Annotated in this window: 15 protein-coding genes; 2 read left to right on the forward strand and 13 right to left on the reverse strand. The window is 66.6% G+C overall.

The window, feature by feature from the left end; translation table 11 throughout:
* Positions 1-94: 94 nt before the first annotated feature.
* Both GGC65_RS12565 and GGC65_RS12570 read right to left on the reverse strand, forming a co-directional pair.
* Positions 95-574, reverse strand: a complete 480-nt coding sequence (locus tag GGC65_RS12565) for a hypothetical protein (protein WP_192647473.1) — start codon at positions 572-574, stop codon at positions 95-97.
* On the reverse strand, positions 571-945 hold the full coding sequence (locus GGC65_RS12570; RefSeq protein WP_192647474.1) for a VOC family protein: 375 nt from the start codon (positions 943-945) through the stop codon (positions 571-573). The genes GGC65_RS12565 and GGC65_RS12570 overlap by 4 nt, the downstream gene beginning before the upstream one ends.
* 96 nt (positions 946-1041) lie before the next feature.
* On the opposite strand from GGC65_RS12570, the gene GGC65_RS12575 reads away from it, so the two are divergent.
* Entirely contained in the window at positions 1042-1584 is a 543-nt protein-coding gene (locus GGC65_RS12575) for a winged helix-turn-helix transcriptional regulator (protein WP_192647475.1), read from the forward strand.
* On the opposite strand, the gene GGC65_RS12580 is transcribed toward GGC65_RS12575, so the two are convergent.
* The 5 genes from GGC65_RS12580 to GGC65_RS12600 form a co-directional block, all read right to left on the reverse strand.
* Positions 1581-3167, reverse strand: a complete 1587-nt coding sequence (locus tag GGC65_RS12580; RefSeq protein ID WP_192647476.1) for a GMC family oxidoreductase — start codon at positions 3165-3167, stop codon at positions 1581-1583. The two genes, GGC65_RS12575 and GGC65_RS12580, sit on opposite strands and share 4 nt — an antisense overlap.
* Positions 3168-3260: 93 nt before the next feature.
* Positions 3261-3569 carry a hypothetical protein gene (locus GGC65_RS12585; protein ID WP_192647477.1) on the reverse strand — a complete coding sequence of 103 codons (309 nt, stop codon included), beginning with the start codon at positions 3567-3569 and terminating at the stop codon, positions 3261-3263.
* Complete coding sequence (locus tag GGC65_RS12590; protein WP_318780163.1) at positions 3566-4480, reverse strand: sterol desaturase family protein; 915 nt, start codon at positions 4478-4480, stop codon at positions 3566-3568. Before GGC65_RS12590 ends, GGC65_RS12585 begins: the two co-directional genes overlap by 4 nt.
* A complete protein-coding gene (locus GGC65_RS12595) occupies positions 4473-4880 on the reverse strand; it encodes a hypothetical protein (protein WP_192647479.1) in 408 nt (135 codons plus the stop codon). The genes GGC65_RS12590 and GGC65_RS12595 overlap by 8 nt, the downstream gene beginning before the upstream one ends.
* Positions 4877-5311: a TIGR01244 family sulfur transferase gene (locus tag GGC65_RS12600; RefSeq protein ID WP_192647480.1), complete on the reverse strand. Its 435-nt coding sequence runs from the start codon at positions 5309-5311 to the stop codon at positions 4877-4879. Before GGC65_RS12600 ends, GGC65_RS12595 begins: the two co-directional genes overlap by 4 nt.
* 103 nt (positions 5312-5414) lie before the next feature.
* Here GGC65_RS12600 and GGC65_RS12605 point away from each other — a divergent pair, with 103 nt between their 5' ends.
* Entirely contained in the window at positions 5415-6044 is a 630-nt protein-coding gene (locus GGC65_RS12605; RefSeq protein WP_192647481.1) for a GNAT family N-acetyltransferase, read from the forward strand.
* On the opposite strand, the gene GGC65_RS12610 is transcribed toward GGC65_RS12605, so the two are convergent.
* The 6 genes from GGC65_RS12610 to GGC65_RS12635 all read right to left on the reverse strand — a co-directional run bounded on the left by GGC65_RS12610 (position 5981) and on the right by GGC65_RS12635 (position 12866).
* Positions 5981-6841: a sterol desaturase family protein gene (locus GGC65_RS12610; RefSeq protein WP_192647482.1), complete on the reverse strand. Its 861-nt coding sequence runs from the start codon at positions 6839-6841 to the stop codon at positions 5981-5983. The two genes, GGC65_RS12605 and GGC65_RS12610, sit on opposite strands and share 64 nt — an antisense overlap.
* Before the next feature lie 74 nt (positions 6842-6915).
* Positions 6916-7974, reverse strand: coding sequence for an AraC family transcriptional regulator (locus GGC65_RS12615; RefSeq protein ID WP_192647483.1), 1059 nt, complete (start codon positions 7972-7974; stop codon positions 6916-6918).
* A 62-nt stretch (positions 7975-8036) separates the two neighbouring features.
* A complete protein-coding gene (locus tag GGC65_RS12620) occupies positions 8037-8342 on the reverse strand; it encodes a UrcA family protein (RefSeq protein ID WP_192647484.1) in 306 nt (101 codons plus the stop codon).
* Between the two features lie 148 nt (positions 8343-8490).
* Positions 8491-10269 carry a DNA helicase RecQ gene (gene recQ, locus GGC65_RS12625; protein ID WP_192647485.1) on the reverse strand — a complete coding sequence of 593 codons (1779 nt, stop codon included), beginning with the start codon at positions 10267-10269 and terminating at the stop codon, positions 8491-8493.
* Positions 10270-10332: 63 nt separating this feature from the next.
* Complete coding sequence (gene ybaL, locus GGC65_RS12630) at positions 10333-11970, reverse strand: YbaL family putative K(+) efflux transporter (RefSeq protein WP_192647486.1); 1638 nt, start codon at positions 11968-11970, stop codon at positions 10333-10335.
* A gap of 131 nt (positions 11971-12101) precedes the next feature.
* A complete protein-coding gene (locus tag GGC65_RS12635; protein ID WP_192647487.1) occupies positions 12102-12866 on the reverse strand; it encodes an SDR family oxidoreductase in 765 nt (254 codons plus the stop codon).
* Positions 12867-12895 lie beyond the last annotated feature (29 nt).

A 12895-nucleotide genomic window follows, 5' to 3' on the forward strand; every position in this document is an offset into this window, starting at 1 on the left:
TCAGGAGGGGAGAGCCTGAAAGGCTGGGCCGGGACGCAAGTCCCGGCCCTCTTTTTTTGTGCGCAACACAGATTCTGCCGAGAATCGGCAGTTTTCAGGGATTTGTGCGCGTGTAGCGCAGCATGGCAAAGACGCGCCAGCTGCCGTCGTCCTGCAGAATCGAATCGCTGACGACGAGTCTTCCGCCCTCTTCAAGCACATAGGTCGATCGGCCGATCTCGACATCGGCGCTGCCCCAATGCGTCCACCATTTCGCCGCATTTGCCCCGCCGAGGACGGCGCGCGTGCGGCCGTAGCTATCGGTCCATTTCCCGCGCACGCGACCCTTCGCATCGAAGGCGTAATTGGCCCCGGCCGAATAGGCGACCGGCGGAGTGCCGGCGATATGCAGGCGATAGACGAGCCTCGTCGCGCCGCCCTCGCCCGGCGCGATGTCGAGCGTGGCGGTCGCGGGCTTGCCGAACGCCTCGCCCTCACCGGCCCAGTTTCCGTGCCACGCGGCGAGCGACGGCGCTTCGGCGGCGGGCGCAGTCGACGCGACAATCGCCGCGACCACCCACCAAGGCGCTGTCATGCTGCAATCTCGGACTGCGAAAACATGAAGGCATTGCCGTTGGGATCGTAGAAGGTGATGAGTTTCACCAGCCCCGGAATATGCTGGATGTCGCCGTCCTGCCGCACGCCCTCGGCATCGAGATGCGCCTTCGCCGCCTCGATATCGGCAACCTCGAACACATTGGTCGCGCCGCCGCCCTGCACGACATTCTCGACCTGACTCAGCCCGATATTCACCCCCGCCATCGGCGTCTTCAGTTCGCACCAGCCGATCTCGTCGGCGCGATAGAGAAGCTCGCACAACATCACCCGCTCGTACCAGGCAATCGACGCGGTCATGTCCTTGACCCCCATCGAACAGGTGAGCTCGGATCCGATCTGAAGCGCCATATCATATCTCCCTTTCCGCAAGAAAACCGGTGCGGGCGAGAATCACCCGGCCCGTATCGCTTGCGCCCATAGTCTGGTTTGTATAGTTAGTTGTAAATGCGGTCAACCACGCCCGACCCCCTGCTCGTACAGCTCGGCAGCCATCGCTGGCTCGTCCCGCTGCTCGCCGATCTGGCGGCGCACAAGGGCGCGCGGTTCGTCGAGTTGATCCATCGCCTGGGGCTGTCGCGCGACAGCTGCGCGCGCACGCTCGAGGCCGCGACGGCGATCGGCTGGGTGCAGCGCAACCCCGGTCACGGCCACCCGCTGCGCCCCGAATATATTCTGACGGAGAAGGGCAAGGCGGCCGCCGCACGCGCCGCGACGATCGCCAAGGCGCACGATGCAATCGGCCTGCCACCCGGCGCTGCGACGCGCTGGGGTCTGCCGCTCGTCGCCGGGATCGGCGCGGGCCACGACCGTTTCAACGCGCTGTCCCGCCTGCTGACCCCCGCCACGCCGCGCGCGCTCTCGCAGGGGCTCGCCGCGCTCGGCAAGCATGGGCTGGTGACACGCGAGGTGCTCGACCTGCGCCCGCCGGCCAGCCGCTATGATTTGACCATGAACGGCGCGCTGCTCGCCGCAGCGTGCGCCGCCTAGTTCAGCGCTGCCTTCACGAAATCGGCGGCGCGTTCGCCGATCATGATGCTCGGCGCGTTGGTGTTGCCCGACACCAGCCGCGGCATGATGCTCGCATCGGCCACCCACAGTCCCTCGATGCCATTGAGCTTCAGCGTCGGATCGACCACCGCGTCGGCGTCGCTGCCCATCCGGCACGTGCCGACGGGATGATAGACGGTGTCGGCGCGGCTGCGGATCAGCGCGTCGAGCGCCGCATCATCCTCGATATTCACCGGGTGCCGGTCGGTCCCCGCATAGTCCGCGAGCGGCGGCGCGGCGGCGATGCGGTGCATCATCCGCACCCCCGCGCGCAAGGTCGCCATGTCACGTTCGTCGGTCAGGAACCCGGGATCGATCGCCGGTGCCGCCGCAGCATCGCCCGACGCGAGCCGCACCGTCCCGCGGCTCTCGGGGCGCAGCACGCACGCATGGCACGAAAAACCGTGTCCCTTCACCTTGGTCCGCCCGTGATCCTCCAGCATCGCCGGAACGAAATGATATTGGATGTCGGGCGCGGGCAAGTCGGGCCGCGACTTCCAGAACCCCCCCGCCTCGGCAAAGCAGGTCGTCATGATCCCGCTGCGCTGCGTGCGATGCTCGAAGATCGCCTTCACCATCCGCCAGGTGCCGCCCAGGCTGTCACCGAACGGCTCGGTCGAGCGCGTCTCCCAGCTCGACACATAGTCGATATGGTCCTGCAGATCGGCGCCAACGCCGGCGCGATCCGCCACAACGTCGATCCCTTTGTCTTTCAAATGCGCACCCGGCCCGATCCCCGACAGCATCAGGATCTGCGGGCTGTTGAAGGCGCCCGCCGACAGGATCACCCCGCCCCGCGCGCGCAGCGTCTCGCGCTTCGACCCGCGCCGGATCACGACGCCCGTGGCACGACCGTCCTCGACGAGGATTTTCTCTACCAGCGCGCCGGTGCGCACCGTGAAATTGCCATGCTCGCGCAGCGGCTCGACATAGGCGCGCGCCGCCGACCAGCGTTCGCCGCCCTTCTGCGTCACCTGATAGAGGCCGAAGCCCTCTTGGCTAGCCCCGTTGAAATCGGCAGTGCGCGGCAATTGCAGCGCCGCCGCGCTCTCGATGAACCGACGGCTCGTCACATTGGGCCAGCGCTGGTCCATCACATTGAGCGGCCCGCCGCTCCCGTGAAATTCGTCGCCGCCGCGCTCATTGCCCTCGCTGCGTTTGAAGAAGGGCAGCACATCGGCATAGCTCCACCCCGTCGCGCCCAGCGAAGCCCATTGGTCGTAGTCGAACTTGTGCCCGCGAATATAGACCATCGCGTTGATCGCACTCGACCCGCCGAGCCCGCGCCCGCGCGGCTGGTATCCGATGCGGCCGTTCAGTCCCGCCTGCGGCACCGTCTCGTACCGATAGTTCGACGATTTCGGGATGAAGGGCATGAAGCCCGGCGTCTTGACCCGGACCGTGTCGTTGCGCCCGCCCGCCTCGATCAGGCAGACGGTGCGCGAGCCATCCTCGGCGAGCCGTCCCGCCGCCGCGCTCCCCGCGCTGCCGCCGCCGATAACGATGATGTCGAACTGATCCATATACCGCTCCCCTCGCGCCGCCTTGGGGCGGTCGCCCGGGTGCTTACATGAATGTCATTAGCCAACGACGCAAGCCGCCAGATGCAACGGTCGTCAGATGCAGTTGCCCATGGCGCAACCCGCCAGAAGGAGCAGTGACGGCGCCGCTCCCAGCAGGAGCAGCGTACCGCCCCCGGCGATCAGCCAGCGATTGCCGGACCGCCAGCCCATAGCGGCGCTCGTCAGGAAGATCGCGACGGACAGCAGAGCGGCTAGCGCGAACGACGGTCCCGCGGACCCGACAAAAATTGCCGGCCCGCCATAATGAAGTTCGTTGGCACTCGCGATCACGGCGAGAAGGATCGGGAACGCCCCGGCGACGAGGGCCAATACGTCCCAATATCGCCAGCGCACCGCACTCATTCGGCTGGCTCTTCCGCAGACCGCCCCGCCGCCCAGCGTTCCTTGATCGTCGCGCTCGTCTGCCGGCTGCCGTCATGGCTCCAGCCGGGTTCGCGCCACATATAATCGAGCTTGTGCTTCCACGGCGCGGCCCAGACATCCTTCGCGATGCCGACCCATTCGTGGACCGCGGCCCAGAGGATGTTGAAGCTGCCAAGCTGCTTGACGATGCCATAGCGCACCGGTTCGTCGTCGCGCTCGGCGACGAAACTGCCGAACATCTTGTCCCAGATGATGAAGACGCCGGCATAATTGGCGTCGAGATAGCGCGGGTTCACGCCGTGGTGGACGCGGTGATGCGACGGTGTGTTCATCACCGCCTCGAACCAGCGCGGCAGCCGCTTGATCGCCTCGGTATGGATCCAGAACTGGTAGATCAGGTTGAGCCCCGCGCAGAAGAAGACCATCGCGGGCGGAAAGCCGATCAGGAACAGCGGCAGGCGGAACAGGAAGGTCAGGCTGAAGAAACCCGTCCACGTCTGCCGCAGCGCGGTCGACAGATTATAATGCTGGCTGCTGTGGTGGATGACATGGCTCGCCCAGAACCAGCGCACGCGGTGCGCGCTGCGATGGAACGCATAATAGGCCAGATCGTCGAGGAAGAAGCAGAGGATCCACGCCCACCACCACGTCTTGAACGCGATCCCGATGTCGAACAGGCGAAACTGGTACACCCACACCGACATGCCGATCACCGCCGCGCCGACGAGCGCCCCGGCGACCTGGCTCACGGTGCCGAGCATCAGCGACGTCAGCGTATCGCGCGCCTCGTACCGGCTCTTGTCGCGCCGCAGCGAGATGATCATCTCGGCGATCAGCAGCAGGATGAAGGCGGGAACGGCGTAAGTCACCGGGTCCGGCAATTTATCCACGACTGAACTCGCGCATCCGGCTCGCCCACATCCCCGCATCCTTCCCCAATTGCAGCGTCACCGCGCCGAATGTCCTCTCCGGCATCGTCAGTGTCAGGAAATCCTTGTCGAGCCGCCCGATCACGCTCGCGTCGACCGGCCGCGCGGCAAAGAAATTGCCGTGCGCGCGCACCAGCATCATCCGCCCCTCGGCATTGCGCACGATCGCGGCAAAGCCGGCGCGGTCGCGCGCGACCTCAATCCCGCGAAACCCCGCCTCGGCCTCTTCGGCAAGCCGGATCGCATGATCCGCGTCGGCAATCCGCGGATCGCCGCCGAGACCGATCTTCCCGACCAGCCAGGCGACAAAAAGCACCGCCACCAGCGATGCGCCCAGCTGGATCAACTCGGCCTGGTTCATTTTTCCCCCGCGAGCGCGTCCAGCATCGGCCGCAGGCCACCGAGGTCATAGCCCGCATTCGCCGCCGCCTCGACGATGCCATCGACATCGTCACCCGCGCGCGCGCGCGTCAGCGCCCACAGATGCGTCGAGCGCGTACCCGACCGGCAATAAGCGAGGATCGGCCCCGTCGCACCGGCGAGCAATTTGTCGAGTGCGTCGATCTGCGCGTGGCTGAAACCCGCATGGCCGATGGGGATCGCCGCATAGGCCAGCCCCTCGGCGGCGGCGGCGTGCGCGATATCGTCGCCCTGCGGCGCCGACGGTTCCTCGCCATCGGGACGATTGTTGATCAGCATCGCAAAGCCCGCGGCTTTCGCCTCGGCGACATCCTCGATGCTGATCTGCGGGGCGACGCTATAGTCGGCGGACAGGGTTCGAAAATCGCTCATGCCAGCGATCTACTCCCGCCGCCCGCTTGCTGACAAGCATGAAGGTGGGGCAGAAGGCGCGTTGCCGCTTTCCTTGCCGCGCGCATCACCTATGGTCGCGACCATGAACGAACATTTCGAATGGGCCTTTGGCTATTGCGCGGCGCGCGGATACGCAGCGCCCGTTGCCGCCACGCTTCCCCCAGCGCTGTGGTTCGATGCCGGCAAGCCCGACCAGACCGGCCGCTTCATCCTCGGCAATGCGTCGGGCGAAGCCGCCGCCGCTGCCTTCGCCGCAGTCGACGCACCGCACATCTATGTCGACATCGCCGCCCCGCGCGACGCGATCCTTCCGCATATCCCCCCGCACTGGCAGCCGCGCGATCCGATGTGGCTGATGGCGACCGGCGCCAACATGCCCGAAGCGCGCGCCACCCCCGACTTCACGATCGAGGTCGAAGAAGGCGCCAACCGTTTCGAGGCGGTGGCGCGGCACACCGACGGCGCGCTCGCCGCGCGCGGCGTGCTCGGCATCCACGCCGCCACCGCCGTCTATGACCAAATTGTCACCGAAGCGCAGTTCGGCCGCCGCGGGCTCGGGTCGGCGATCATGGCCGAACTCGGTCGCCGCGCCCTTGGCCGCGGCGTCACCGAATGCCTGCTGGTCGCGACCAGCGACGGCAAGGCGCTCTACGAACGGCTCGGCTGGACGCTGCGCAGCGACATCGTTTCGGTCATTTCGCCGCCGGCCTGAGGCCCCGCCACCTCGCGCAGCGGTTCGCGCGCCACCACCTCGTGAAACCGCGCGGCATAGTGCGGATGTTCGGTCCCCATCCATTTGTCCCACCAGGTGAAATAAAGCCCGTAATTGCGGTTGAACCCGCCGCTATGATGCAGATCATGATGCGTCGTCGTGTTGATCCAGCGCGTCAGAGGGGTCGACAGCCACCAGCGCGGATGCAGTTCGAACCCGGCATGCCCCATCGCGTTGCGGATGATCTGGAAATTGATCCACAACATCATCACCCACGCCGGGGTCGCGACGAAGAACAGCCAGATCGGCACGAACAATATCATCACAAAGGCTTCGGGGATCGCAAAGCTGTATGCCGCCCAAGGCGTCGGGGTCACCGAGCGATGGTGCGCGCGGTGGAACGCCTTGAACAGCTTCGGATGATGCATCGCGCGGTGCACCCAATAGAAATAGGCATCATGCGCGACGATGATCGCCGCGAGCAACGCCATGTCGCCAAGCAGCCCATAACTGCCCTGGAACCGGTGCAGCACGCCCGCGTCGGTGCCCCAGACGATGAACAGCGCCACGAACAGATAGACGCCCGCCGTCTGCAATGATTGCAGGACCTCGCGGCGCCTGTCGGCGGCGGTGGCTTCGCGCGCCTGGATCTTGCGCGCGGCAAGGCTCGACCGCCGTAGCCCCCAGACGACCGCGCTCGTCACCCCCGCCGCAATCAGATAGCGGCCGAAGTCGAAGGCAAAGATCGCCGGACCCTTTTCGAGCAGGATGGCGAGGGGAGGAAAGGCGTGGATCATGCGGGCATCCTTCAAATCGATGTCCGCTGCTCAGCAGCTTTCCTCAGGCCCCGCGCCGCGAAGTCGAAAATCGGCTAGCCGATTCCGGAATCGGCCAGCCGCCCCGCGCGATAAGCGCTCGGGGTCATTCCCTCGGCATCGCGAAACGCGCGGTTGAATGGCCCCAGCGAACCGAAGCCCGCGTCGATCGCGATCGTCAGGATCGGCACCTCGCGCTGCGCCGGATCGGCGAGCGCCGCGCGAATCTCGTCGAGCCGAAAGCTGTTCAGGAACGCGGTGAAGTTGCGAAAGCCCATCTCGCCGTTGATCGCGCGCCGCACGCGATATTCGGGCTCGCCAAGCTGCGCCGCGAGGATGGTGATCGAAAAGCCCTCGGCGCGATAGGCGCGCGCCTCGGCCATCACCGCATGCAGCCGCTGCGCAAGCGCCGAGGGCGTAGCCGGCGGCTCCCCCCGCTTCGGCGGTGGCCCGGGCGCGGCGAACAGTTCGGCGAGCCGAAAGCGATACAGGCCGATCGATACGATAAAGGTCGCGATCAGGATCGCGACCAGCGTCACCGACCGCCCAAGGTCGGGCGCCGTGCCATGGCCGTCGAACATCTCGACAAAGGTCACGAGCAGGATGAAGCCGCCGATCGCGCAGACGAGCGCCGCGCGAAAACCGCGCCGCGCCTCGATCAGGTCGTTCGCCCGCCCGCGCCACGCGATCCACATGCCCGCCACCGCAAAGACGAACATGCCGATGCGCACCAGCACCCAGATTGCAAAGCTGAACGTCCCCGTCGCGGCCATCAATATGATCTGGGTCGCCGGCAGCACGGCGAACGCGGCAACGAGCAGCCAGCTGCGCCAGCCGATCCCCTGCTGGTCGTCGAACCACAGCCGCACGAACAGCCAGAAAAAGGCCGGGACCATCACCGACAGCGCGTCGCAAATGGCATAGGGAAAGCGCGCGACTCCTCCGGGGCTGAAGACCGGGACGAGCAGATAGGCAATGATCGACAGGTTCATCGCAATGGCGACGCGCGCGGGAAGGACATGACCATGGTCGCGCGCAAGGATGGCGATCCACAACAGGAACAGCGCGATGGCGCCGCCACGAATCATTGGGTCGAGGATCAGGAACGACGCCATCGCGTTTTGCTACTGCAAGCCACGTCGGCGCGCCACCGTCGCCGCGGCCGCGCCGCAGCGGCTCACTGCGCCGCCAGTCGCTGGAGCTGACTGTCCCGCAATGTCCGCATGGCCAGGTCGCGCGTCGCCGCGCGGCATTGCTTGGCTATACGGCGCGCCCGGGGGCTCAAATGCTCGACATCGCTCCGGCACGCCATCTTGACCGCGCGCGCGATCCGAAGTTCCGCGGTCTTCAGACCCGCCGGCGTACCGAGGTCGAGCCCGCGCATGTCGACACGCACGCGCGTCGGCGCTTCGGACGCTTGTGCCATCGGTATAGCAGCGACAAGGCATCCGGCGAGCAGCGCGGGGATCAGTCGGTGTTTCATCGTCGAAATCCTTTCATCGATCGGCGCCGCAAAGGGAGAGCGGGCTCGATGAAGGATCGGGTGGCGATAATCGGCGCAGCGGTCGCGCCGCGTTCGGAATATGGCTAGCCGTTTGCGAAATCGACCAGTCGCGCGACCGGCTTTTAGTTCAAAATTGCCGGATCACGTTCAGGAAAGCATCGCCCCAGGCGTCGAGCTTCTTGCCGCCCACGCCGGGAATATCGGCCAATGCGCTTCGCGTCGCCGGCCGTTCGCTCGCCATCGCGCGGAGCACCGCGTCGTGGAAGATCACATAGGGCGGCACATTCGCCTCGGCCGCCAGCTCGCGCCGCATCGCGCGCAGCGCATCGAACAGCGGATCGCCGACCGGGTTCGGCGTTGCGTTTGCGCCGCCCCGCGCCGCTCTTTGCGTCCGCTTCACCGGCGGTTCGGCCATCAGCACCGCGGTCTCGCCCTTCATCATCGCGCGCGCCGCGGGGCCGAGCATCAGCCCGCCATGCTCGGTGGTGTCGAGCGCCTCGCGCGCCATCAGCGAACGCACCAGCGGCTTGATCAGCCGCGCTTCTTCGCTCGCAACGATCCCGAATACCGACAATTTGTCATGCCCGCGGCCGACGATCCGCTCGTCGCTCCGTCCGCACAGCACTGCTTCGATATGCCCCGCACCGAAACTCTGCCCGGTACGATACACCGCCGAGAGCAATTTCTGCGCGAGCACGGTTGCGTCGACCTGCCGCCCGGGCTCGAGGCAATTGTCGCAATTGCCGCAGCGTTCGGGCGGGTTCTCGCCGAAATGCCGCAGCAGCAGCGCGCGGCGGCATTCGACCGTCTCGACCAGCGCCGCAAGCGCATTGAGCCGCACCCGCTCGCCCGCGACACGCGCCTCGGGCAGCTCCGCAAGGCGCATCCGTGCGCGCGCGAAATCGTCGGCGCCCCACAGCATCATCGCCTCGGCGGGGTCGCCGTCGCGCCCGGCGCGGCCGGTTTCCTGATAATAGCTCTCGATCGATTTCGGCAGCCCGGCATGCGCGACGAAGCGCACATCGGGCTTGTCGATACCCATGCCGAAGGCGACCGTCGCGGTGACGATCCCGTCCTCCGACGCAACGAAATCATGCTGGACCTGCGCGCGCCGCTCGGGGTCGAGCCCCGCGTGATACGCCGCAACACTCCGCCCCGTCGCCGCCGCAATCTGTTCGGCGAGCCGCTCGGTGCCATTGCGCGTCGGGGCGTATACGATCCCCGGCCCCGGATTGGCGGCGATAAATTCGACGAGTTGTTTCGCCGGGCTCACGCGCGGGCGGATCGCGTAACGGATATTCGGCCGGTCGAAGCCCGCGAGGATCAGCCCGTCGGCCGGAATGCCAAGCTGGACAAGGATGTCCTCGCGCGTGTGCTTGTCGGCCGTCGCCGTGAGAGCAAGCCGTGGCACCACCGGAAAGGCATCGAGCAAAGGGCGCAGCAGACGGTAGTCGGGCCTGAAATCATGCCCCCATTCGGACACGCAGTGCGCTTCGTCGATCGCGAACAGCGCCGGCATCTGCGCCTCGAGCAGGGTCTTGAACCCTTCACCCGTCGCGCGCTCGGGCGCGACGTAAAGCAGGTCGAGCTGGCCGTCGCGATACGCCTGCCGCGTGTCGGCCCAATCGGCGTCGACGCTCGTCAGGCTCGCGGCGCGAATCCCCGCCGCGCGCGCACCGCGCAGCTGGTCGTGCATCAGCGCGATCAGCGGCGACACGACGATAACGCAGCCGTTCAGCGCAACCGCAGGCAGCTGGTACGTCAGCGACTTGCCCGCCCCCGTCGGCATCACCGCGAGCGTCCGCGCACCCGCCATCACGCGATCGACGACCTCGCCCTGACGCCCGCGAAAGGCATCGAAACCAAAAGTGGACTTGAGGAGCGGGAGGAGAGCGTCGGCAGACATTGTGGGTGGGCGATAGGGCGGATGCGGAGGAGAGGGAAGCCCCGGACTCCTCCAATCCAATCATTAAGCCAAAGTCAGCATCGCCCGCTCAGCCATCCGCGACGCGGTCTCGCGTTCCGCCATCACGACATGATCGGCGCCGCGGCGCACCAGGTCGGCGACCTCCTCGTCCGAATGCGCACGCGCCACGATCACCAGCTTCGGGTTGATCGCCCGCGCGCGCCGCACAATCGCACCCGCCTCGACCCCCTCGGGGATCGCGATCAGCAGCGTCGCTGCGGTGTCGAGCCCGGCCTGTCGCAAGATGCTTTCCTTGGTGGCATCGCCGAGAATCACCGTCGCGCCCGCCTCGCGCGCCGCGGCCGCCATATCCTTCTGGTCCTCGATCACCGTCAGCCCCTCGCCGCGCCCGCAGATCAGGCTGCCGATATGGCTGCCGACGCGGCCGTAACCGATCAGCACGACCCCGGCGTTGCACGGTTCGGGCGCGTCGACGCCCTCCGCCTCGACCGCTTCGGGCTCGTCGGAACGCATGCGCTTGACCGCGAGCGAGAAGAGGATCGGATTGAACAGGATCGACAGCAAGGATCCCGCGAGGATCAGGTCGCGCCCCGTTTCGGGCAACACCTTCAGCCCCACGCCGAGCCCGGCAAGGATGAACGAAAATTCGCCGATCTGCGCAAGGCTGACCGACACCGTCAGCGCGGTCCCCGAATTATGGCCGAAGGCGCGGACAAGCGCATAGGCGGCGACCGACTTGCCGACGACGATGATCGCGACCGTCGCGAGCACCGGCCCCGGCTGTTCGATCAACACCTTGGGATCGAAGAGCATGCCGACCGAGACGAAAAACAGCACCGCAAAGGCATCGCGCAGCGGCAGCGTCTCTTCGGCCGCGCGCCGCGACAGCTGCGTTTCGCCGAGGATCATGCCCGCGAAGAAGGCGCCCAACGCAAAGGACACATCGAAAATCACCGCCGCGCCGAACGCGACCCCGAGTGCAATCGCGAGCACCGCGAGACGGAACAGCTCGCGCGATCCCGAATGCGCGACCCAGTGGAGCACCCACGGCAGCACGCGCCGCGCGATCACGAACATGAAGGCGACGAAGCCGACGACCTTGACCAGCACGATCGCCGCCGACTGGAGCAACCCGGCCGAGCCCCCTTCGTCGCCGCGCGACCCGAACATCGCGGGCAACAGCACGAGTGCGAGCACCATCACCAGATCCTCGACGATCAGCCAGCCGACCGCGATCCGCCCCTTTTCGGTCTCGACCATGTCGCGCGCCTGCAATGCACGCAGCAGCACGACCGTCGACGCGACCGACAGCGCCAGCCCGAACACCGCGCTGCCCTCGATCGACCAGCCGAGCCACAGCCCGAGCATCATGCCGAGCGCGGTCGCGACCGCGATCTGCGCGATGGCGCCGGGCACCGCGATCTTGCGTACCGAGAGCAGGTCTTTCAGCGAGAAGTGCAGCCCGACCCCGAACATCAGCAGGATTACGCCGATTTCGGCCAACTGCATCGCCAGCCCCGTATCGGCGACGAACCCCGGGGTGAACGGCCCGACCAAAATGCCCGCGAGCAAATAACCCGCGATCGGCGAAATCTTGAGCCGGTGTGCCAGCGCGCCCATCAGGAACGCCACGCCCAGACCGGCGACGATGGTTCCGATCAGGCTGGTATCGTGCGGCATAGCCCTTGCGTAAAGGGCGCGGGCGCGAGGGGTCAACCCAAGGCGCGACATTTAGTTACGATTGTCGGGGTCAGGACGCAATTCGGGCGGAGGTTCCGTCGAACCCCCGCCCGATTTACGATGCAGCGCCCTCAGCTGCGCGTGATCGACGCCCCGCCGTCGAGCAAAGATGCCGTGCCGGTGACGAAGCTCGCATCGTCCGAGGCGAGATAGAGCACCGACTTCGCAATCTCGATCGGCTGCGCGACGCGTTTCAGCGCGTGCAGATTGGTCACGAAATCCTTCTTGTCCGCGCTGTCGTTGACGTCGTGATACATGTCGGTTTCGACCGCGCCCGGCAGCACCGCATTGACGCGCACCTGCTGCGGCCCATACTCGGCGGCGAGCGCCTGCGTCAGCCCGATCAGCCCCGACTTGCTGGCCGAATAGGCCGCGCTGCCCGGGAAGGCGAAGCTGTAGCCGACAAAGGTCGAGGTGAAGATCACCGACCCGCCGCCATGCTTCACCATCTCGGCGATCTGGTGCTTCGCGCCGAGGAACGAGCCGGTGAGGTTGACCGCAAGTGCGTCGGCGAACCCCGCGCCCGACACTTCGGTGCTCGGTCCCGCTTCGCCGAACACCCCGGCGTTGTTGAACGCGATGTCGAGCCGTCCGTAATTGTCGACCGCGGCGCGAACGAGCGCTTCGTGGAAGGCTTCGTCGCGGACGTCGCCGGCGACCGCAACGGCCTTTCCGCCCGCAGCCGTGATTTCGGCAACCAGCGCGTCGAGTTCGGCCTGGCGGCGCGCCCCGACGACGACCGAGGCGCCCTCGGCGGCAAAGAGTTTCGCGGTTTCGCGGCCGATGCCCGAGCTGGCGCCGGCGACAATTGCGACCTTGTTCAGCAAACGATCCATGATCTTTCTCCTGTTCGGCGGCGGGCCCG

The organism is Sphingopyxis sp. OAS728 (assembly GCF_014873485.1).
Taxonomy (GTDB): Bacteria; Pseudomonadota; Alphaproteobacteria; order Sphingomonadales; family Sphingomonadaceae; genus Sphingopyxis.